Here is a 22,661-nt window from a genome sequence, read left to right as displayed (position 1 = left end):
TTTTTAAAAATATCAATATTATAGTATTAGTTTTCACAGAGTACTTATCCTATCATTATACCACATATCAGGTTTATCTCCTTTTTACAAACGGGTACAAAAAATGACTGCCGAAGCAATCATTTATTCTTTTGATACACAATAAAGTAATCCGTTGTCCGAACAGGTTCATACTGTGATTTTAGACTCATCTGTACTTCATCTAAGATTGGAATGTTTTTATTAACAACTACAAACTTTGCCTCGTTCTTATTGAAATCGTAAATCAAACTACTCTTATTCTCATCAGTATTTAAGTAAGGAACGGCTGTAATAATTGTAGCAGATGACAGGCGTCTGCTGGATAGGTAGATGCTAGCACTCGTATCCCAAGCATAAATCCTATCTGCTTCCTTGGTTTGCTCACCGATATAGCTAGCAACCCTCTCACGATCTGCTGACACATCACCCTGCAATAAATAAGCATGAGCTGGTTGAGCAAAAATTCCTAAACAAATGAAGGCAGGTAAGAAGAATTGTTGACGCAAGTAACTACGCTCTTGTTCAAATCTATTTTGAAGGTGGATAACAGTCATAATGAAACCATATGGCAGTAAGATCACTAACTGACTCCATTGAAAATTGACATTTCCAACAATAAATATCAACTGGGTGAAGAAAGTCAAAAGAGTAAGAATTTTGATATAACCATGCACCTCCTTCTTAAGAGAAAGAAAAGTTTGGATCAATCCTTTGAAAAATCCAGATAGCAGCAGAAAACCTAGTACAATCGCCAAAGCCCAATATAAATTGGCATGTTGGAAATCTAAACGTAAATTGTATAAGAATGTTTGCCGAATAGCTGATCCTAAGATTTGTGCTTCAAAGGCATAATACCCCACTACATACAAGATTAGAAGAAAGCCAAAAATAGTTGCCAATATCTGGTAGAATCCACGAGCGACTTGTCTGTGTTTGGCGTTGAAGACAAATAACACCAAGCCAGCGACCAGCCATAATATCAGGCTCTTGGGATAGATAAGAAAAACCAGAGCCGCATCAATTCCGTAGAGAATAAAAGCTTCATCTCGGACTGCGTGTTCAAAATAACGCACCAAAAACCAAATACTGGTAAAAATGAAGGGGAGAGCAAACATTTCTGCATACAATCCACCAAAGCCAAGAGCCATAATAAAAATGTAAAACCAATGACTGAAATTAGTAGCAAGGTATTCTGACTGACTAAAATAGGCAACAATCTTATAAAAATAAATTCCTGCTATCAGCAACGCAAAAAACTGGAAAATTCCAAAAACAAAGACCCCTCTGCCAATATGACCGAGCAGAGCTAACAAATAGTACAATACACCACTTGTCCCAAAGAAATCGCCATAAGGATTTTGACCTGCCATCATAGCCATCCCTGCATACAAATTTTGTGTTTGTAAGTTCGTCGCAAATGGAGTCAATAGTGGATTAGCAACACTACAGATACTCAATACTAAACTCCATATCGCTGCTGGCCAGATTTTAGTTTTTAACAATCCTTCTTGAAAGTCTTCATTTAACCTTGCTACTTGTTTTCGTGAAGCCTTACGACTACGACGACTTTCATGAGGAATTACATCTAATTCTGTCATTTTCTTCTCCTTGGATTCACTTCTCCTATTATATCAAAAAGCCTCCTCAATGTCATTTTCTATCAAGGCTTCTGTAAATTTTGGCGAATTGCTCCAGTTGTCGAAAAGTATGGCGCTTGGTCTTTACAAATTCCTTTAAAAAGGCTACTTTTTCTTGATCTGTCATACTTATTTATTCGCAAAAGCAAAGGATTTCTACCGTTATTTAGTTTTGTCAAATAACTGACGCACTTCTGAAATAAAGTAGAGCGATCCGGTAATAAACAAGATACCTTTCCCCTCGGACTGCCATTGTTCTACGAACGCCCGATAGTCAGCTACATAGGCTCTTCCTTGACGATCCTCCTCTGATAAGGCTCCATCATAAGCAAAATGTGTCAAAACAAGCGATGCTTTAGGCAATTTTTCCTCTAGCAATACCAACATTTCTTGAAAGTCTTTCCGACGGAGGGCTGAAAAAAGGAGTGTTACAGGCTCTTCTTGTTCCTGAATAAATTCTATCAAACGCTCGATAGCAGGAATATTGTGAGCACCATCCAGATAAATAGCTGGATTCTCAGCTACTAATTCCAAACGTCCCGCCCACATAGTTTCGGTAAGAGCTTGCTGAATCCGTTCTGATCTAACACCTTGCTCAACAATACCTTTTAAATACAAATGAAGGGTCTGAATAGCCAGAGCTGCATTCTCTTCTTGATGCCGACCTTTGAGTCCTAAAACTAAATCCGATAAGACTAAATCTGGACTATAGAAACTGCCGGATTGATAGGTAAATTCTTGCCCAAATTGATAGACAGGGGCTTGTTTTTTTCCTGCAATCTGTCGGCAAATAATTGTAGCTTCTGGGGACAATGGACCTAAAATGACCGGCACTGCTTCCTTGATAATTCCAGCTTTCTGCTCTGCGATTTCCCTTACAGTTGACCCTAATAAATCTTGGTGATCCATACCAATAGAGGTGATGACGCTGATAGCTGGTGAGACAACATTTGTTGCATCCAAGAGACCACCGATACCGACTTCTATCAAAGCCACATCTGGTTGTTGCTCCCGAAAATAAAGAAACATAATGAGCAGCATCACTTCAAAATAGCGAAAGGGTTCATAGCGGTCTGCCACTTTCTGCTCCACATCATAAACTTCTTGCAGGTATCCTCGAAAATCATAATCCGAAATAGGATGACCATCAATACAGATTCGATCATGAACCGTTACCATGTGAGGGGATACAAAACTACCAACACGTAGATCATGAGCTTGAAAAAGTTGACACATGAATGCAATCGTTGAGCCCTTACCATTGGTTCCAGCTACATGGATAACTGGAACTGCAAGCTGAGGATTCCCCAATAGTTTGAGAGCGTAATCAATCTTTTCTACCTTGTAGCGAAAAACGGCACCTTGTTTTGCTTGTAACCAATTTATTAACATAGAACCTCCTCGATACTTTTTAGTATAACAAAAAAGTCAACCAAAGGCTGACTTTGCATCGCTACTATTGTTCTGTCCAGGTTCCCCAGTTTCCTCCTAAGCGACTGAAAACATTCAAAAAATTAAACATATATAATCTCCTTTATTTTTTATGAGACTATTATAAAATTTATTTTATTGATTCAACAGGACAAAAATGTCCTATTGTTGGGTATCAGTTTTCCATTCCTCATCAATTTTCTGCTTTAAAATCTCATTTTCTATTAACTGGGAAAATAATTTCGCTTCTTGATAATGCCGCTCAGCTTCTTTTCTATCTTTTGTAACAAAAAGAGCATATTTCCATTTCATCAAGCTAATAATGGGCTTTTTTTGAAAATCCTGTGTTAACTGTGTAATTTTATCCACACTATCGAATATCTTTAGAATAGGTTCATAATATTTTTTGCTACCCAATATGTTCACACAAGATAGTAATGTATCACGCAAAACGAACAGATCACCTGCACTAACTACATCAATCTGTTTATGTAACTCTTCAATGAGACCCAGAAAATGAAGAAATATCTCCGAGTTACGATCCGCAAGTCGTACGTATTCAAGATGAAGTCGAATAATTAATAAATCATTTACTTCATACTTAGGTTTACGAAACACTTGTTCAAAATAGTCTTCTAATATTTCTTTACCAAATCCCTCAACACCTGATTCCAGTGTGTCAAGACGCGATTGAAAAGCATCCATTGCTATTTGTTCTTCTTCTGGCAAGTCATCATAATACTCTTCATAAATTTCCGTGATCATTTCGTTACGTGTTTCTACCAATCCCTCATTCCCATATGTAGGCGTTCGCAGAACATCAAATTTCAATTTTGAATATCTCTCTGGTAGTTTGATGTAATCTGGCATTAGTTCATATAGACCCATCCCCAAACGATCGGCGATAAAATTTATCTTAGAAAATGTTGGTTTACAGGTACCAGCCTCAATCCGAGTTAACTGACGAACAGAGAGTTCTATTTCATCATCACAAAACTGTTCTCGTGTTATCATTGCTTGTTCTCGTAGTTGCCGTACACGCTGACCAAATTCCTTATTATCCATATCTCAGACCTCCAACAAAACATTCCTGCATATTATACACAAAATTATAACAACATTCTATACTTTATTAGATTATTCAAAAATAAGTAGATTTTAGTTGTTCTAGATATTTTCATTCTCTATTAGTTGCTTTATATCATTTAATGTAGCAATTTTACAATTGTTCTCAAAACCATCAATTTTCAGGTTAATACTGCGAATCCCCGCATTCAAGGCAGTTTGCAAATCCAGTAATCGGTCACCGATATAGTAAGTGCTTGCTGGATTTAATTGATACTTTTCGATGAGGTAAAGCAAAGCCTCTGGACTCGGTTTCCGTGCAAAACCTGAGTCACTCGTAACAATTTCTACAAAGTGGGAATCAATGCCCAAATCAGCTAAAACCTGAAAAGCATTGTTGCTCTTATGGGTATAGACAAACTGTTGAATCCCCTTCTCTGCTGCCCAAGTTAGTATTTCACGCGCACCAATCATCAAAGGAATCAAAGTACTCTTTTCCCTCAAGGAAGTTGCTCGCACACGATTAAACTCATCGCTATTCAGTCCATACTCCTTGGCATCCCGCATCAGCAAATCCTTGACGGAATACTTTAAAATATAATCTCGAATCTCCTCGCGATCAAAAGGCAGATCAAATTGTTCATAGGTTTCTTGAATACCTGCTAGAATTGCTTCATAAGAATCCAACAGGGTTCCATCTAAATCCCAAATAAATGTCAGTTTCATCTTATCTCCATAATCATAAATTGATAGACTATCCAATTCATCCGTAGCCTCATTTTCCACCAACTTAAGCAAAGACATTTTGTATACTTCAGTTAGGATAGTAGCCCTTTGCTAAAAGATTAACGATACTAGATATGTATTTCCAGTTAAAAAGGCAAAGAAACTCTGCCATCATTTTTCCATATAAGGATATCCCAAATGTTTATAAGCCTTGGCTGTAGCTACCCGACCAGTCCGTGTCCGCATGAGAAATCCCTGTTGAATCAAGTAAGGCTCGTACATATCCTCAACTGTCTCACGCTCCTCGGAGATATTGACCGACAAGGTATTGAGACCAACAGGACCTCCACCGTACATCTCAATCATGGTCCGCAGAATCTTCTGGTCCACGTAATCTAGTCCCTCCCGATCTACATCCAACATGGTTAGGGCCTTGTCTGTAATGATATCATCAATGAGACCATCACCCATTATTTGAGCAAAATCTCGCACGCGCTTGAGAAGACGGTTTGCAATTCGAGGAGTCCCTCTAGAACGCCGTGCTAACTCAATGGCGGCTTCGTGTGTGATTTCCATGTCAAAGATTGTAGCGGTTCGTTCAACAATCTCGGTCAGATCTGCCAACTCATAATATTCCATGTGTCCGGTAATCCCAAAACGAGCACGCAAAGGATTGGACAGCATACCAGCCCGTGTTGTCGCACCAATCAAGGTAAAGGGAGGAAGATCCAAATGTACCGAGCGACTGGCCTCACCAGCTCCAATCATAATGTCAATATAAAAGTCCTCCATAGCACTGTAGAGAATCTCCTCAACAGCCATCGGCATCCGATGAATTTCATCGATAAAAAGGACATCTCCCGGCTCCAAATCATTGAGAAGAGCAACTAAATCACCGGCCTTTTCAATAACAGGACCGCTAGTTTGCTTGAGATTAACCCCCAATTCATTGGCAATAACAAAGGCCATAGTAGTCTTACCAAGACCCGGTGGTCCAAACAACAATGTATGATCCAAGGCTTCGTCTCGAAGTTTGGCTGCTTCGATAAAAATTTTTAACTGATTTTTAACCTTATCCTGTCCAATATACTCGTTTAACTTTTGCGGACGAAGAGTACGTTCAACATATTCTTCATCCGGCATTTGTTCCATATCCAACATTCTACTCATAAAACTATTATAACACAGCTTTGGCAGCAGTCCAATTGAGAAAATAAAAGAACCGCTTACAAGGATAAAAATTCCAAAATCCGTTATTTTTGGCTTTATAAGTTCTACAAAACACAGAAAATACCTATCTCCTCTCCACAATGAGACCTGGACTGAGTATCTTTCAACCTTTTTGATGATTTATTATTTTTCCATCTCATGATTACAAAAATGGCGCATCTCTAATGTGTTATATTGGTATGTTTGAAGTAGTAACTAATACAGCATAAAATGAAAATACTGAACCCAACGAGTTCAGTATTTTCAGGAGATTAGTATGAAAAAGATTACGCCATTTCTAGCTTGATTAAATTATAGCTTAAAAAACTTAAAGAAAACTGAAAAACTTCTCCAGCTTATCAAAAAAGTTTTACTCTAGTAGAGAAAAATTATTTTTTCCCTAAAAATTCATCTACAATATACTGAAAATAAGTCTTCTCTCCTGTAATTACCACAAATTTCCCTTCTAATCCATACCGTATTTTCTCAGCAAATGCTTTTGATAAGTCTGCCTCCGCTTCAATCTTAAAGAAATTTCCTGCTTCTGTCTTGGTCGCACTGGTTGCAATAGAAGTGATGGTAGAAGTCAGGCGAATCTGTCCTGCTTGACTAGCTTGAGCAGAAAAATGAATCACATCTCCCTCAGACAGGCTGGCAACATCTTTCGAGGATACATAGGCGGTAACTTTTACCTTTTTAATCTCAGCCAAACTCGGATAAATGTGAGCAATGATCGTACCTTCTGCAATCATAGATGCTCCCTCAACTTCACTATTTAGATGAATAATTCCTGCTTGATTGGCTACAATCTTTGTCTTAGCTCTCATATTTTCTTGTAACCCCAATGTCCCTTCAAGTTCACCTAATTGACTTGATAGAGAAGTCCACTCTTGGGCGACCTTGGTCAAATATTGGGATTTGAGCGATGCAGACTGACTATCTAAATTAGTGGCATAGGCTTGTTGAGCTCCCGCCCCAGCATACTGTACCCGATAAGTAGCCAACTGATTTTCTAATTGACTAATTTGGTTATCTACCTGCGTTAACATCTGTTGTTTAAGAGTTGTTTTTTCAGCTATACCAGTTACTTGAGATAATTGAGTTGTATATCCCACATAGAGTGAATAACCTGCATTATCCTCAGAAATTTCAGCGTCAGATTGAATGGCCATTCTGAGATTCTTATAATCTGACAATGCCTTTTGACTGGTTTTGACTATATTACCTAATTCCGTCTGCGATTGACTAATAGCTGCATTCTGAGCAGCAATCGTGGTATTCTGCTGCTCTACATTGCTCTCCAATGTCAATAATTTATTTCGATAATCAACAAAGGTTTGTGAATAACCATACTTATCCTCTTGAGGAAACTGGTTTTCTCCCGATTCTAAACTCTTTTTCAACAGTTCAAGCTGAGATAATTGCTCCTTTAACAGAGTAATTTTTTTCTTAATACCTTCTTCTTGAATCTGCTCACTGGAAGACTGATATTCAACCAAAACATCACCCACAGCAACTTCCTGATTTTCTTTCAAATAATTCATCTTAATAGGATTGTTGCTTGTGGATTGAATTTTGGATAAAACATGAAGTGGCTCAACAGTTGCTCGAGTCACTACCGTCAGTTCTTTCTTAGCAAAGAAGGCAAACATCATCAAAAAGACTAATAAAGCAAAACTTGGCAATATAACTCTACTTGCCGCATTATGATAACGCCGATGGTAAAATTCCCCACTCTCTAATAGCTGATGTTCCATCATTTCTCCTAACTATTTACTAAATGTGCATAAAATCCCTGTTGATCGAGTAGTTCTCTATGGCAACCTTGTTCCACAATTTTTCCCTTATCAAGTACAACGACACGCTCTGTTCGTTCCGCAATGGTTAGACGATGAACAATAAAAATCAATGTCTTATCCAAGGCGAGCAAATTATCAACAATTCGCTTCTCCGTCAGGATGTCTAAACTACTGGTAGCCTCATCCAAAATCATAATCGGAGCATCTGTCAACAACGCTCGAGCCAGAGCGATGCGCTGGCGTTGACCACCCGATATACCTGATCCATCCGATGTCAGCTCCGTCTGATAATTCAGAGGCATTTTTTCAATGTCTTCTCTGATACAGGCAATTTCTACTGCTCGCAAGACATCCTCCTGAGTGGTTCCCTCTTTGGCACCTAGCAAGAGATTCTCTAAAATAGTTCCATTAAAAATATAGGGTTGTTGTGGTAAGTAATTGATGTGCTGACGCAAAGCATGCTTGTCAATTTGGTTGAGATTTACATTGTTCAAGTTAATCTCCCCCTTATAAGGATCATAAAAATTTACCATCATCTTGGCCAGCGTTGTTTTACCTGATCCAGAAACTCCGACAAAAGAAATCTTCTCACCACGCTTGATTGTCAAATTGATGTCTGACAAGACATCTGCACCATACCCATATTTATAACTAACATCTCTAAAATCAATATCTCCTGAAACCAGGGACAAGTCAGTGACTGTCTTTTGATCCGCAAACTCAGATTCAACTAAATAAACTTCATTGAGACGATTATTTGCTACACGAGCTGTTTGAAGTTTTGTTTGTAGATTGATAATATTTTCCAGAGGATTAGTGAAGTAGACCAATAAGGTATTGAACGTGATGAGCTGACCGAGCGTCATCTTATTGTCCATGACGAGAGTTGCTCCCAACCACAAAATAGCCACGTTCAGCACTAGCTGAGCCAAGCGCTTTAACACTTTTTGTTGTCCTTCTGCCTTGTTATAGGCAAAAGATTTTTTCAGATAGTCTACAAATTCTTTATCAATTTTCTGATAACGTTGTTTTTCACTGGTCAATGATTTAATTGTTTCAATGCCATTGATGTCTTCAATAATAGAAGAAGACAAAACAGCATTTGTTTCCATTACTTCCTGATTCATGCGTTCAAATGGCTTCATAAATGCAAAAATAATGACAGAATAAATCGGCAATGACAACAAAGCTATAAAAAACAAGTAAATGTTCTGACTAAATAAGACAACCGAAATAATCAAAATAATGGATACATCTAAGAAAATAGATAGAATTGTACTTGCCAAAGCATCAATAATAGAGTTTGCATCTGTAAAGCGAGAAACGATTTCCCCTGTGCGCCGTGTTGCAAAAAAAGACATTGGCAAATGGAATACATGTCTGATATAAGATAGGATAACATCTATAGATAGTCTTTGCCCTAGTATAATGAGCAGATACTCTTGTGCGTAAGACAACAACTGTTGCAAGGCATACACCACAACTAAACCAATTGAGATAACTCCCAAAGTTGTCTTCATCTGATTTGGAACATAGGTATCAATGATGGATTGTAGATAATAAGATCCAACAATATTGATGAGCGTCACCAAAAGAGTAGCCAAAATAATATTGCCAATCAATCTCTTTTGCTTTGCCAGCAAGGGAACAAAAGACAACAAGCCTTGCTTCTTCTCTTTGTGAGGTTGATATTCCGGTCTAGGAGCCATGAATAAGGATACCCCTGTCCATTCCTGTTCAAATCGTTCACGAGTTAACTTGGTTAACTTGACCGAAGGATCGGGATCTGCAATATGGATGGTCTTCTCATCCGCACCCGTAACAACGTAGTAGTGCATGAGCTTGCCATCTTTCAGTACATGAGCTATGAAGGGATAAGTTAAATCTCCCACCTCAAATAAGGACATATCTGCTCGAATTGCGCGAGTTTCAAGCCCCAAGTCTTCGGCTACTTTAACTAGTCCAAAAGCTGTCGTTCCTTCCATGGTTGTTTTAGCCAGTTCTCGAAGACTTGCCAAAGAATGATGAGAATGATGGTACTCCAAAATCATTGCAAGAGCGGCTACACCACAATCTCGTGTATCCACCTGAGCCCTATAATGCCGTTTCCTAAACTTCATAATCTTTCTCTTTTCAATCAACTTTATTTTTTAGAGGAAGCCCTCTCATTATCATTTATTCGCAAAAAGATTTAAAAAAATGAAGATAAATCAAAAAACACATCATTTTTCAAAAAAAATGATGCGTTAACTATTTAAGAAACCATTTAGTACAATAAAACAATGTGTTTTATAGATGTTTGGTCTCCGTACATCCTACAAACGCTCCTGCATAGAAAAGAGGAACAACTCCAAAGTTTCTGCTAAATAATTATTGTACGGTTAATGCCACAAAATGAGTTTCCATACTATGATTATCTCAAATTGCACCATTTTATCTTCTACTTACTTTTATATCTTAACTTTTCAAAACCATTTTGCAAGTGCTTCACCAAATTCTTTTCCAATACTAAAAATTGAAGCGATGATACTTGGTACCGCAAACCATGACATTAGTAAAAAGATACCGATTAAAATTACATCTCGTGAATATAAATTTTTAATATATTTCATACCTTTTTCCTGCTGCTAAAGCACGTCCAAATTCTTTTCCTACATTAAAGATAGCTTTAATTGGTGCAGCAATATCAATCCCCCTCAGTATCTATTGGTTCTGCTTTTGTTAGGGCTATATAATTGTTTTCCAATGTTTCAAATGCTGTCATAGTTTTTCTCCTTTCCTTGAGGGAAGCTTTCCCTCCCACTTGTTTATTCGTAAAAAAATAAAAGAAATTGGACATTTCTGCCCAATATAAAAATATGTACTAAAACTATAGGTTTATCCGCTCATCCCATAAACAAGAGTGACTAGTTCATTAACAATCGTAAATGTCACTAGAAAGGATACGGAAAATTTTGCAAAAAATGAATCAACTTTTTCTGGATAATTGACCAAAAGAAAGCAATAGCCAGCTAGCAAAATTAGACTAAAAAGTTTTATATTTATATGGGCAATAATGTTGGAAATCATGTTTTTCTCCCATTTTTATTTTTTTCTCTACAGCTGTCTACATAGCCCCAATCATTATCGTTTTCGACGTGCTAAATCTTTGCCAAAATCGTAACCAATCTTAATGGAGGAAACCAACAAGGTTCCGATTCCTATTGCAACAGTTATTGGCTCAAGTCCTCCCTCCGTAGCAAAAAGCTCTTGTTCCGTTAAACTATTATATTTATCCATGTTTTATCCTCTCTTTTCCCTATAAATTAAAACAACAAATAGTAACATCAGCGACATAAAAGGTATATCAATGGAAATAATTTCCTCTGGTACTTTGTACACACTTAAGTCGTTCAAAATATATACAGTCAAATATAGCAATGATGTCAATAAAATAAAGAATTCGGGCCAAAATTTTAAAACTTTCATAGTTTCTCAATCCCCTCTAAGGCCGATTAGCATAATATCCTGCTGCTGCACCAATCGTTAGTCCTGTTCCAACAACTCCTACCACTCCTCCAATAACTTTCCAACCAATTGCAACACCACCAATGATAACCGGAGCAAGTCCTCCCTCAACTGCTGTCAATTCTTCCTCGTTCAAAGCGACAAATCCATTTTCAATTGTCAATGTTTTCATTTATTACTCCTTCGTATTTTAATTTTTTAATCTCTTAAATAAGTTTTGTTTGTTAATATAGTAGGTCAACACTATTAGTAAAATACCATTTTCCACTGGTAATTTTTCTAAGTGCAAGAGTGACCAGGCTAACAACAAGATATAAGATGTATAAAGGCTGCCAGCAAATAATCCTTTAAAAAATTTTTTCATGAACCTAACCTTAAATGCTATTTTAAACCTTGTCCTGCTTTGTACAAGCTAGTCCCCAGTATAATTGCTCCTCCAGTTACAGAAAAACTTTTAAAAGCAATCACTCCAAACGCTGCTATTACCGAGTCAATCCCACCCTCAGTATCCCCCAGTTCCGCTTCTGTCAGGGTTACATAATTGTTTTCCAATGTTTCAAATGCTGTCATAGTTTTTCTCCTTTAGTTTTTGATTATTGTTGGTACTAACCGGATTTCCCACTATAGTAGAATAATTGGAATACGATTTTTCTCTAGCGTGAACTAAAGTAACCCCACGCAGCAATACCTGCAGCAGTGAGACCTCCAACAACATATCCTGCAATTTTAACTCCAGCCGGAATCGCTACAACAGCTGGACCGATTCCTCCCTCAACTGCTGTCAATTCTTCCTCATTCAAAGCGACAAATCCATTTTCAATTGTCAATGTTTTCATTTATTACTCCTTCGTATTTTAATTTTTTAATCTCTTAAATAAGTTTTGTTTGTTAATATAGTAGGTCAACACTATTAGTAAAATACCATTTTCCACTGGTAATTTTTCTAAGTGCAAGAGTGACCAGGCTAACAACAAGATATAAGATGTATAAAGGCTGCCAGCAAATAATCCTTTAAAAAATTTTTTCATGAACCTAACCTTAAATGCTATTTTAAACCTTGTCCTGCTTTGTACAAGCTAGTCCCCAGTATAATTGCTCCTCCAGTTACAGAAAAACCTTTAAAAGCAGCCACTCCAAACGCTACTATTACCGGTGCAATCCCACCCTCAGTATCCACCAGTTCCGCTTCTGTCAGGGTTACATAATTGTTTTCCAATGCTTCAAGTGTTGTCATAGTTTTTCTCCTTTAGTCTTTTTATGATTGTTGATACCAACCGTATTTCCCACTATAGTAGAATAATTGGAATACGATGTTTACCTGGTGCTACTGGTTTTGATTTTCCTAATAACCAAACAGGTAGAAAAATCGCACCACCATGATGTTCAGCCAACTCTTCCTGAGTCAGTGATAGATAACCTAAATCTTTCATCTTTTCTCTCCTTTCTTTTTCTGATACTTGTTCAACCGTACATTTCTTGAAAATGGACGATTTGACAAACTTGTATCTCCTTGAGGGGAATTTTCCCTCTCACTGACTTATTCGTAAACTATTTTCAATTTTTAAATGTTTACCTTTCTTAAATAAGTTGGCGAGTTTTCTTCCCCTACATTTATCTATTCGTAAATTTGTAGTAAAACTAGTCGATTTTAAAAAAGAACGAGTACCCAAAAGATGACAATCCTTCACCGGTAACCCCCTCAAACAAAAGAAAAAATTCTCTGGAATTCCCAAAGAATTTTATTTCTTTATAAACCAAGTCGTGCAAATATATTATCGACCCTCTTGGCATAGTAGTCTGGATTGAAGAGTTCATCGAGTTCTTCCTGGTTAAGTTTGGCTGTCACGCGCTCATCTGCTTCGAGAAGGGGCTTAAAGTCCACTTGGTTATCCCATGAATGAGCTGTTTTTGGTTGCACCAAATCATAGGCCTCTTCACGGGTCATGCCTTTTTCAATGAGTTTAAGCATGACACGTTGGCTGTAAATCAAACCAAAAGTTGACTCCATATTACGCTTCATGTTTTCAGGGAAGACCGTCAAGTTCTTGACGATATTACCAAAACGGTTGAGCATGTAGTTGATGAGAATGGTCGTGTCCGGCGTGATAATCCGCTCCGCTGACGAGTGAGAAATATCACGTTCATGCCAAAGTGCCACATTTTCAAAAGCCGTCACCAAGTGGCCACGAACCACACGCGCCAGACCAGTCATATTCTCAGAACCGATAGGATTACGCTTGTGGGGCATAGCAGAGCTGCCTTTTTGGCCTTTGGCAAAATACTCTTCGACTTCGCGTTGCTCAGATTTTTGAAGTCCACGGATTTCGGTCGCCATACGCTCAATGGACGTTGCAATCAAGGCTAAAGCTGAGAAATATTCTGCGTGGAGGTCACGAGGAAGTACCTGAGTCGAAATTTCCTGCGGACGGATACCTAATTTGCCACAAACATACTCTTCCACAAATGGAGGAATGTTGGCAAAGTTTCCAACCGCACCTGAAATTTTACCAGCCTCAACGCCCTTGGCTGCCACATCAAAACGCTCCATGTTGCGTTTCATTTCGCTGTACCAAGTCGCGAGTTTGAGACCGAAGGTCGTTGGCTCCGCATGGACACCGTGGGTCCGCCCCATCATGATGGTGTACTTGTGCTCACGAGCCTTGTCGGCGATGATATTAGTAAAGTTTTCAAGATCACGACGGATAATGTCGTTGGCCTGCTTGTAGAGGTAGCCGTAAGCCGTGTCCACTACGTCCGTTGAAGTCAAGCCATAATGCACCCACTTGCGTTCCTCACCAAGACTTTCCGAAACCGCACGGGTGAAAGCCACCACATCGTGACGGGTTTCCTCTTCAATCTCTAAAATGCGGTCGATGTCAAAAGTCGCCTTCTCACGAATCAAGGCCACATCTTCCTTGGGAATCTCACCCAACTCAGCCCATGCCTCATCAGCGAGAATTTCCACCTCCAACCAAGCACGGTACTTGTTCTCTTCACTCCAAATGTTCGCCATCTCAGGGCGGGAATAACGTGTTAGCATTTTTTACTCCTTTGTTATTTTACTAAATTCACAAAAACAACTATTTTATAATCTTTTAAATTTAAAGAAAATTATTACCAGTAATTCTATTTTCTAAATCAATTATAGCTTCTATATTTGATTCTTTTAATTTGATTTGTTGTCCATTCTGTAAGTAAGTTGATGATAAGGATAACTTTTTAGGCCAAGAACCTTTGTATTTTACATTGGGAATTGATGTTAGTAAATCCAAGGGATTAAAAGACGTAGAAATTGCTCCACCAAGTCCTTCCCCATAAGAATCTACTTGGGCTACTCTCTTATCTGCAACCAACGCGACTACAAAACCAATTCTAGAAGGATCCTGTTTTGAAAATATTATAAACACATACTCCTTCAATACTTGACTATTATTTGAATAGTAAATATATTCTTTAGGCATAAAGTAAGTATATGTATTACCTAAAAAGGTATTCTTTTTAAGACTAACTACCTCTATAGACTCTCTCTCATCAAAATTTATCGGAGTATCATCCTTTGAATAAACAAGTAATACTTCTGGATTTTCACCAAATTTACCGTCGAATTTTATTTCAAAAAATGTACTATAAGAATACCTATAGTTGTATTGAGATGATATTGTTCCTTCTGTACGGATTGGTTTTAAAGAAACTTCAATATTTTTTATTTCAACCCGCTTATCTCCCTTTTGAAACACTAACTTTAATAATTCTTCAATTGAAAAATCGGCATAAATTGTATCATCAACCTTTTTACCAATCTCCATAATTACCCTCTTTTCTTATAACTCCTCCACACTATCCGCATCTTCCCCCAACACCGTCACATGCCCCATTTTGCGGTTGTGCTTTGCTTCTAGTTTACCATAAAGGTGGAGGTGGGCGCTAGGGTTTTCTGTGATGTAGGCGGGGGCTTGTTCCATGTGTTGGCCGAGGACGTTGAGCATGACGGCTGGGGCATGGAGTTTGATGGCTGGTAATGGCTGTCCTAACACACCCAAGATATGGGTATCAAATTGTGAAAAATCACAGGCTTCGATAGAGTAATGTCCTGAGTTGTGGGGGCGTGGAGCGATTTCATTGACTAGAATCTCATCGCCTGCCACAAACATTTCCACACAGAGGGTGCCAGATAAGTTTAGCTGCTCTGCTATTTTTACCGCCATAGCTTGCGCTTTAGCGCTTAAATCCTCTGAAATACGGGCTGGGACGATGGTTTTAGACAGGATATTGTTGCGGTGGATATTTTCCTGCACAGGAAAAACGGTGACATCACGCCCATTGCCTGACACGATGACAGAAATCTCCAAGTCAAAGGTCACAAATTCTTCCAAGACGCACTCGGCAGAGTTGGCTAATTTATTAGCCGCTTCAAGGTCTGCTTCCGAGCGAATGACGACCTGACCATGTCCATCATAGCCGCCTGTTGCTGTTTTGAGGACATAGTTTTTTGACAGGTCAAGATGTTCCAAATCAAGGGTAGAGGTCACCACCTTGTAAGGTGCCACAGTCACACCAGCTTTTTCTACCAAAAAATCCTTCTCAAAAATGCGATTCTGAGAAATACGAAGAAGGTCAGTCCCCTGCGGAAGTTGACCTTCTTTTATCACGGCATCAAGACCGTCTGCATCCACATTTTCAAACTCATAGGTCAAGACATCACAGCGGTCTGCTAGTTGTTGCAAAGCCTTCACATCGTGATAGGGAGCGACGATAACCTCGCTGACCTTGGAGGCTGGGCAGTCCGCTGCAGGATCCAGCGTGACGACCTTGTGCCCCATGTAAATAGCAGAAATAGCCATCATCTGCCCTAGCTGACCGCCGCCGATAATTCCGATTGTCTTAGATGAGGTCATCTGTCATCGCCTCCGCAATTTTTTCCTGTTCCTTGGCAAAGTTTGCCAGCTGAGCTACAATGGTTTGGTCTTCAATGGAGAGGATACGAAGGGCAGTCAAGGCCGCATTGGTTGCGCCCGCTTCGCCAATTGCCATGGTTGCCACAGGTACACCGCCCGGCATCTGCACAATGGAATAGAGAGAATCAAGTCCACTAAGAGCTCGGGATTTGACAGGCACACCAATAACAGGAAGAGTAGTCTTGGCTGCGACCATCCCAGGGAGATGGGCTGCTCCACCAGCTCCAGCAATGATGACCTTGATGCCACGTCCACGTGCTTCTTCAGCATGCTTGAACATGAGGTCTGGCGTACGGTGAGCAGATACCACTTTCTTTTCGTAGGCTACGCCGAATTTATCCAGCATATCTGCTGCTTTTTTCATGGTTGCCCAGTCGGATTTTGAGCCCATGATGATGGAAATAATTGGTTTCATAATTAAGATACAAAGGGACGTTTCGCTTGCGAAAAATTCCGTAGAAAAATAGGAAAACTAACGACGACGCTTGCGTCTAGGCAGTTTTATCTTTTTCCTAGAAATTTAGTCCCGTGTTCAGTTCCTTTCCCTTTTTTCTTTTTGTCAGTTGTCTTAAGTGCTGAGGGACGCAAGCGACCGCCGTTGGCGTTCCATTGCTTATTTTCAAGCTCAAAGTCTCTCCCCCCTACCACCAAGTCTAAACCGGCTTGGTGGTTTTCAGCACGGTGACAACTGATGGTTTTAGCTCGCTCTCATTGTGCTTCTAAATATGTTTTTATTTTACTGCTTTGCTTCCGATGTCAGTACGGTAGAACAAGCCTTCGGTATTTTGGTTAGCAAGTTCGGCATAAATTTTTTCCTGCGCATCTGAGACAGTGTCCGCTGTGGTGACAAGCATGTATACTCGACCACCATTTGAGAGCAGTGCTCTGCCATTTTCCGAAAAACGAGCACCTGCATAGTAGGTCGTGATGTCTCCCTCGGTCTTTGCTGGCAACTTGACGCCTTTTTCGTAGTCCAGAGGGTAGCCATTTGAGGCTACAACTACACCGAGTGTCACGCCACTTTCTAACCAGTGCAGCTCTGTCGGACGTTTGTGGAGAATATCGTCAATATTTTGAGCAAAATTAGAAGTCAGACGAGGCAGGATAATCTGTGTCTCTGGGTCACCAAAACGGGCGTTGAACTCGATTACTTTAGGACCTTGGTCGGTCAAAATCAAGCCAGCATAGAGCACGCCGAGATAGGGCCGCCCTTCTGTGATCATACCTTCAAGAATAGGCTTAACAATAGTCTCAACTGCTGTGTCTACCATACTCTGAGACAGATGCGGCACTGGTGCATAGGCTCCCATACCACCCGTATTAGGACCTTGATCCCCATCAAAAGCACGTTTGTGATCCTGAGCTGCTGGCAAAATGTAGAACTGATTTCCATTAACCAAAGCAAAGAGTGAAAATTCCTCACCAGATAAAAACTCTTCAATAACAACACGAGCACCAGAATCACCAAACTTGTTATCCAAGAGCATCTCACGCGCTGCATCAACTGCCTGCTCAACAGTTTCTGCTACGACCACGCCCTTTCCTAACGCCAAGCCATCCGCCTTGACCACAATAGGTGCCCCCTGCTTTTCTATATAGGTCTTAGCTTCCTCAAAATTAGAAAATGTACCAAAGGCAGCTGTTGGAATACCATATTTGACCATGATTTGCTTGGCAAAGTCTTTTGACCACTCCAGCTCCGCAGCGAGACGACTGGGACCAAAAGCCTTGAGTCCAGCCTGTTCAAAATCATCAACAATCCCCGCTGCAAGAGCATCGTCTGGACCAACAAAAGTCCAAGCAATATCATTCTCTTTAGCAAAATCTATGAGGGCAGAATGTTCGGATATTCCGATATTTACTAACTTGATTCCGTCTAAAGTCATTCCATCATTTCCAGGAGCAACAAAGACCTCATTTATCTGTTCGGACTCTAATAATTTCTTTGCAATGGCATGCTCACGACCACCAGACCCAACAACCAATAGTTTCACGTTCAACACCTCAAAAACGAATTTTATACAAACAGTATAGCAGAAATGGACGGATTTTGATAGAAAAAACAAAGAAACGTTCGGGAATGGAAAAAGCCCACACTAGGTGAGCTATTGCTTGAGAAAATAATCGCATACATAGTTTTCTTTAGGAAGCGGAGGATAACTGTCAATTTGCTCTTCTTTTATCATGGAACACTGTCCCTTATTATCAGTTTGATATATTCTTTTAAGCTTTTCACCTGAAAGTGTCGTATAAAAAAGAGTCAATTTTGGAGGAATATGCTTAAAATCTGTATTGTTTAACAAAAGATGATTAAAAATTGCATCCTGATGTTTTTTCGAAATGATATAAATTTTTTGTGCCTCTGATAATTTAGGGATGATAGCATAGTCAAGAGAATCTCCAAATTGGACTTGAAGATTAAACAAAGGTTGGTTGTTTACAATTTCAATTGAAAGAGCTTTATCTCGTTTGTTACTAGCAGCATATGAAAGCTGGAATGAATCGACTTCCAATTTCCGAGCATTCTTGGTGTTCTTATTGCTTTGTATTAAACCGTACCAATATTTATCAAGATAATAGACATAGCTAGAACTTTTCAAAACTTGGTAACTATAATCCAAAAACAACTCAGGACGTTGATTTATTCTAAATTTCTCTGTATCAATAAATAATTGAAAATGGAAAACGATAAATGAAATAGCAATACCAATAATCGCTCCATAAAAACTCAACCAATCTCCTAAATTTTTATTTAAAAATTGTTGAACATAAGTTAATAAAAGTGAAAATATTGGACCAGATATAAAAATAAGGGTAACTAATAGCAAAATTACATACCAGTTTTTCTTAAAATATCTAAACATATCATCACCTATTCCAATCATATATTTACTTTTATAGTATACTATATTATGTTAAAAAATACAATAATATGAATAGGTATACACCCGGCATCTGTCAGGCGCCTCACTATATCTCAATGTCTAAAATGTCGCATGCCTGTAAAGACCATCGTTAGTCCATATCTATTAGCCATGTCGATGGAATCTTGATCTCGAACTGACCCTCCCGGTTGGATAATAGCTTTAATACCAGACGCAGCAATCTCCTCCACATTATCTGCAAATGGAAAGAAAGCATCTGAAGCTAAGACTGCTCCATCCAAACGCTCCTTGGCCTGTTCGATTGCAATGCGGACAGAAGCCACACGATTGGTTTGTCCTGGCCCTACACCTAGGGTCATCTTGTCATTTGTGATGATGATACCATTTGACTTGACGTACTTGGAAGACTTCCATGCAAACTCCATAGCTGCCCACTCTTGTTCTGAAGGCTGACGTTCCGTCACGACCTGCCAGTCCACTGGACTTTCCACCACCACGTCTTGATCCTGCACCAAAAGACCACCAACTACACCTGTGAACTCTTTTTCCACTTCGCTAATGTCTTGCTCATCAAAAGCCAACTCTAAAATCCGAAGATTTTTCTTTTTGTTTGTCAAAATAGCTAGCGCTTCTTCCGTGTAAGATGGTGCGATAATAATTTCTAAGAAAATCGGATGCATCTTTTCAGCCGTCGCTGCATCCACCTCTCTGTTCAACACGACAATCCCACCGAAAATAGACACCGGATCTGCCTCATAGGCGTAATCCCAAGCTGTTTCGATAGCGTCAGCCTGTCCGATACCGCATGGATTCATGTGCTTAAGGGCAACAACTGTTGGACGATCCTTGAAATCACGAATAATACGAATAGCTGCATCGGCATCGCGAATATTATTGAAAGACAATTCCTTACCGTTTAACTGCTTGGCAGAAGCAATGGAATATGCTGTTGGAAGGGCATTTTTATAGAAATCAGCATCTTGTTGTGGGTTTTCTCCATAGCGCATAGGCTGATGAAGGTCGTAAGTAAGAGTTAATTTTTCAGGTTTTTCTTCACCAACTTGCTTGGTAAAATAGTCCGCAATCAAGGCATCATATGCTGCTGTATGACGGAAAACCTTGGCGGCCAATTTTTGGCGCGTTGGATAGCTAGTCTCACCCTGCTCTGCCATTTCTTTTAAAATCATAGAATAGTCAGCCGGATCTACCACAACAGTCACACTGGCATGGTTTTTCGCCGCTGAGCGAAGCATAGAAGGACCACCAATATCAATATTTTCTACAGCTAAATCATAGGTCACATCTGGACACAGGATGGTTTCTTTGAATGGGTAAAGGTTAACCACCACTAGGTCGATAAGCTCAATCTTATTGTCCTTAGCAGCCTGCAGGTGACTGTCCAAGTCACGACGAGCCAAGAGTCCGCCGTGGATATTTGGATGCAAAGTCTTGACACGACCGTCCATCATTTCTGGGAATCCAGTCACATCATCAATAGCAATGGTATCAACTCCAGCACCATCAAGGGCAATCTTTGTGCCACCGGTTGAAATAATCTCCCATCCTAAACTTCTTAGTTCTTTAGCAAATTCTACAATACCAGTCTTATCTGATACACTAATCAATGCGCGTTTTATCATATTTTCCCCTTTTTTTCACAAATTACTTGATTTGAGTCATAAGAAATCCTGATAAAATCAAAGATAATCCGTATGCCAAAATCAAACGTGCAGGATTTTCTAAGTTTGCAAAAATAAAGCTATTAAAGAGCAGAGCCACTAAAATGAATACCAATACAAACAAAATGATTTTTTGAACCATCATTCTTTCCTCTTCACTCCCAAATCGTCTAATACCGTTGGATAAAGTTTATATTCCGCCTCGTGAATCCGCTCCTCAAACGTTTCAAGAATATCATCTGGTAAACGAGGAACTCGCACCTGCTTGATAATCTCCCCCGTATCCACACCACTATCAACCCAGTGAACGGTTACACCGCTTTCTGCCACGCCAGCATTCCAAGCATCTTCAATCCCATGAGCCCCTGGAAATTCTGGCAAATAGGCTGGATGAATATTGATAATCCGACCTTCATACTTAGCTAATAAAGTCGTTCCAACAATCTTCATATAGCCTGCCAGACAGACTAGGTCAATCTGGTGCTGGTCCAGCAAGTTGACGATAGCTTGTTCATAGGCCGCTTTGTCCTCAAACTCTTTGAGTTCAAAGGCATAATCTGGAACTCCCAAATTTTTGGCTCTTTCCAAAACATAAGCTGCTCGACGGTCTGAGAAGACAAATTCCACTTCAAATTGTTCTGCAATCACCTGAAAATTAGAGCCTCTTCCTGAAGCAAACACTGCTATCTTCTTCATTTGATAATCACACTTTTGTCTTCTTTAAAAATAATACGACCGATTTCAAAAACTTCTTCATCTGCTAGCTCGGCAACCTTAGAAACATTTTCCGGACTGACTGCTAAAATTAAACCGATTCCCATGTTGAAGATTTCAAACATTTCCTCATGCTTGATTTGTCCATATTTTTCGATGACTTTGAAGATTGGCAGAACTGGAAGCCTGCTCTCATCAATTTCAGCAGCTAGGTCATCTGTAAACATACGGGGGACATTCTCAATGAAGCCCCCACCTGTGATATGGGCGATACCGTTAATCAAACCCTCCTTAACCAAAGGAAGCACTGCTTTGACATAGATACGAGTAGGCTCAAGGAGAACTTCCTTGAGTTTTTTTCCTTCCAACTCTGGTAAGCTCTCCTCACCTGTATAATCGGAGAAAATACGGCGAACCAAGGAGTAACCATTTGAGTGAACGCCACTTGAAGCAAGACCAAGAAGAATGTCTCCTTCAGTCACTTTGGAACCATCAATGATTTGGGATTTTTCAACGATACCGACAGCAAAACCAGCTAGATCATAGTCGTCCTCGCCATACATGCCAGGCATTTCAGCTGTCTCCCCACCAATTAAACTACAACCTGCCTGAACACATCCTTCTGCCACACCAGCAACCACTTGTTCAAGCTTGGCAGGCTCATTTTTTCCTGTCGCAATGTAATCAAGGAAATAAAGGGGCTCTGCGCCAGCTGCAATGATGTCGTTGACACACATGGCAACACAATCTTGACCGATTGTATCGTGCTTATCATACTTGATCGCCAACGTGAGCTTGGTGCCAACACCATCTGTCCCAGATACCAAGACAGGTTCCGTAATAGCTAAATTGGTGAGATCAAACATCCCTCCAAAACCACCAAGAGCTCCCATGACTCCCAGACGCTCTGTCCGTGCAACATGTTTCCTAATACGTTTGACAACCTCATAACCAGCTTCTACATCAACACCTGATTTTGCGTAAGCATTTTTTTCTGTCATTTCATTTCCTCCCTGCGCCACTTTACAGATAC

At 39.6% G+C, this 22,661-nt stretch carries 25 protein-coding genes; all 25 read right to left on the bottom strand.

The window, feature by feature from the left end; genetic code table 11:
* Positions 1-119 precede the first annotated feature (119 nt).
* The 25 genes from SR187_RS00385 to purM all read right to left on the bottom strand — a co-directional run bounded on the left by SR187_RS00385 (position 120) and on the right by purM (position 22,629).
* Positions 120-1,619: a quinol oxidase gene (locus SR187_RS00385; protein WP_120171182.1), complete on the bottom strand. Its 1,500-nt coding sequence runs from the start codon at positions 1,617-1,619 to the stop codon at positions 120-122.
* A gap of 201 nt (positions 1,620-1,820) precedes the next feature.
* Positions 1,821-3,050 carry a bifunctional folylpolyglutamate synthase/dihydrofolate synthase gene (locus SR187_RS00375; RefSeq protein WP_120171179.1) on the bottom strand — a complete coding sequence of 410 codons (1,230 nt, stop codon included), beginning with the start codon at positions 3,048-3,050 and terminating at the stop codon, positions 1,821-1,823.
* 201 nt (positions 3,051-3,251) lie between these two features.
* The gene (locus SR187_RS00370; protein ID WP_120171177.1) at positions 3,252-4,154 is read right to left on the bottom strand and encodes a helix-turn-helix domain-containing protein; all 903 of its coding nucleotides are present in this window, start codon (positions 4,152-4,154) and stop codon (positions 3,252-3,254) included.
* 102 nt (positions 4,155-4,256) lie between these two features.
* Positions 4,257-4,880, bottom strand: coding sequence for an HAD-IA family hydrolase (locus SR187_RS00365; protein WP_120172445.1), 624 nt, complete (start codon positions 4,878-4,880; stop codon positions 4,257-4,259).
* A 171-nt stretch (positions 4,881-5,051) separates the two neighbouring features.
* Complete coding sequence (gene ruvB / locus SR187_RS00360; protein ID WP_024532316.1) at positions 5,052-6,050, bottom strand: Holliday junction branch migration DNA helicase RuvB; 999 nt, start codon at positions 6,048-6,050, stop codon at positions 5,052-5,054.
* Positions 6,051-6,478: 428 nt separating this feature from the next.
* The gene (locus SR187_RS00355; protein ID WP_323131747.1) at positions 6,479-7,849 is read right to left on the bottom strand and encodes a bacteriocin secretion accessory protein; all 1,371 of its coding nucleotides are present in this window, start codon (positions 7,847-7,849) and stop codon (positions 6,479-6,481) included.
* Between the two features lie 5 nt (positions 7,850-7,854).
* A complete protein-coding gene (gene comA / locus SR187_RS00350) occupies positions 7,855-10,008 on the bottom strand; it encodes a peptide cleavage/export ABC transporter ComA (protein WP_120171173.1) in 2,154 nt (717 codons plus the stop codon).
* A gap of 345 nt (positions 10,009-10,353) precedes the next feature.
* Complete coding sequence (locus tag SR187_RS09880) at positions 10,354-10,500, bottom strand: hypothetical protein (protein WP_155962530.1); 147 nt, start codon at positions 10,498-10,500, stop codon at positions 10,354-10,356.
* Positions 10,501-10,765: 265 nt separating this feature from the next.
* Positions 10,766-10,957, bottom strand: a complete 192-nt coding sequence (locus tag SR187_RS00345) for a hypothetical protein (RefSeq protein ID WP_120171171.1) — start codon at positions 10,955-10,957, stop codon at positions 10,766-10,768.
* A 54-nt stretch (positions 10,958-11,011) separates the two neighbouring features.
* A complete protein-coding gene (locus tag SR187_RS00340) occupies positions 11,012-11,167 on the bottom strand; it encodes a class IIb bacteriocin, lactobin A/cerein 7B family (protein WP_024533167.1) in 156 nt (51 codons plus the stop codon).
* 205 nt (positions 11,168-11,372) lie between these two features.
* Positions 11,373-11,567, bottom strand: coding sequence for a class IIb bacteriocin, lactobin A/cerein 7B family (locus SR187_RS00335; protein WP_024533168.1), 195 nt, complete (start codon positions 11,565-11,567; stop codon positions 11,373-11,375).
* 209 nt (positions 11,568-11,776) lie between these two features.
* Positions 11,777-11,965, bottom strand: a complete 189-nt coding sequence (locus SR187_RS00330; RefSeq protein ID WP_120171169.1) for a class IIb bacteriocin, lactobin A/cerein 7B family — start codon at positions 11,963-11,965, stop codon at positions 11,777-11,779.
* 83 nt (positions 11,966-12,048) lie between these two features.
* Entirely contained in the window at positions 12,049-12,231 is a 183-nt protein-coding gene (locus SR187_RS00325; RefSeq protein WP_024533150.1) for a class IIb bacteriocin, lactobin A/cerein 7B family, read from the bottom strand.
* A 209-nt stretch (positions 12,232-12,440) separates the two neighbouring features.
* A complete protein-coding gene (locus SR187_RS00320; RefSeq protein ID WP_024533071.1) occupies positions 12,441-12,629 on the bottom strand; it encodes a class IIb bacteriocin, lactobin A/cerein 7B family in 189 nt (62 codons plus the stop codon).
* Positions 12,630-12,681: 52 nt separating this feature from the next.
* Positions 12,682-12,825, bottom strand: a complete 144-nt coding sequence (locus SR187_RS09875) for a hypothetical protein (protein WP_155962526.1) — start codon at positions 12,823-12,825, stop codon at positions 12,682-12,684.
* A 317-nt stretch (positions 12,826-13,142) separates the two neighbouring features.
* Positions 13,143-14,435, bottom strand: coding sequence for an adenylosuccinate lyase (gene purB / locus SR187_RS00315; protein WP_120171167.1), 1,293 nt, complete (start codon positions 14,433-14,435; stop codon positions 13,143-13,145).
* A 61-nt stretch (positions 14,436-14,496) separates the two neighbouring features.
* Positions 14,497-15,201, bottom strand: coding sequence for a hypothetical protein (locus SR187_RS00310; protein ID WP_024533073.1), 705 nt, complete (start codon positions 15,199-15,201; stop codon positions 14,497-14,499).
* Between the two features lie 15 nt (positions 15,202-15,216).
* A complete protein-coding gene (purK, locus tag SR187_RS00305) occupies positions 15,217-16,290 on the bottom strand; it encodes a 5-(carboxyamino)imidazole ribonucleotide synthase (protein ID WP_120171165.1) in 1,074 nt (357 codons plus the stop codon).
* On the bottom strand, positions 16,277-16,765 hold the full coding sequence (purE, locus tag SR187_RS00300; RefSeq protein WP_120171163.1) for a 5-(carboxyamino)imidazole ribonucleotide mutase: 489 nt from the start codon (positions 16,763-16,765) through the stop codon (positions 16,277-16,279). Before purE ends, purK begins: the two co-directional genes overlap by 14 nt.
* A gap of 316 nt (positions 16,766-17,081) precedes the next feature.
* Positions 17,082-18,344: a phosphoribosylamine--glycine ligase gene (gene purD / locus SR187_RS00295; protein ID WP_120171161.1), complete on the bottom strand. Its 1,263-nt coding sequence runs from the start codon at positions 18,342-18,344 to the stop codon at positions 17,082-17,084.
* A gap of 111 nt (positions 18,345-18,455) precedes the next feature.
* Positions 18,456-19,235, bottom strand: coding sequence for a hypothetical protein (locus SR187_RS00290; protein ID WP_050579631.1), 780 nt, complete (start codon positions 19,233-19,235; stop codon positions 18,456-18,458).
* Between the two features lie 92 nt (positions 19,236-19,327).
* On the bottom strand, positions 19,328-20,875 hold the full coding sequence (purH, locus tag SR187_RS00285) for a bifunctional phosphoribosylaminoimidazolecarboxamide formyltransferase/IMP cyclohydrolase (RefSeq protein WP_120171157.1): 1,548 nt from the start codon (positions 20,873-20,875) through the stop codon (positions 19,328-19,330).
* Between the two features lie 22 nt (positions 20,876-20,897).
* The gene (locus SR187_RS00280) at positions 20,898-21,059 is read right to left on the bottom strand and encodes a phosphoribosylaminoimidazolecarboxamide formyltransferase (protein WP_227984918.1); all 162 of its coding nucleotides are present in this window, start codon (positions 21,057-21,059) and stop codon (positions 20,898-20,900) included.
* Positions 21,056-21,610, bottom strand: coding sequence for a phosphoribosylglycinamide formyltransferase (gene purN / locus SR187_RS00275; protein WP_120171155.1), 555 nt, complete (start codon positions 21,608-21,610; stop codon positions 21,056-21,058). Before purN ends, SR187_RS00280 begins: the two co-directional genes overlap by 4 nt.
* Positions 21,607-22,629, bottom strand: coding sequence for a phosphoribosylformylglycinamidine cyclo-ligase (gene purM / locus SR187_RS00270; protein ID WP_120171154.1), 1,023 nt, complete (start codon positions 22,627-22,629; stop codon positions 21,607-21,609). The genes purN and purM overlap by 4 nt, the downstream gene beginning before the upstream one ends.
* Between the last annotated feature and the right edge of the window lie 32 nt (positions 22,630-22,661).

The organism is Streptococcus ruminantium, assembly GCF_003609975.1.
Taxonomy (GTDB): Bacteria; Bacillota; Bacilli; order Lactobacillales; family Streptococcaceae; genus Streptococcus; species Streptococcus ruminantium.
The sequence above is the reverse complement of the archived record's forward strand: the minus strand, read 5'-3'. Positions and strand labels throughout refer to the sequence as shown.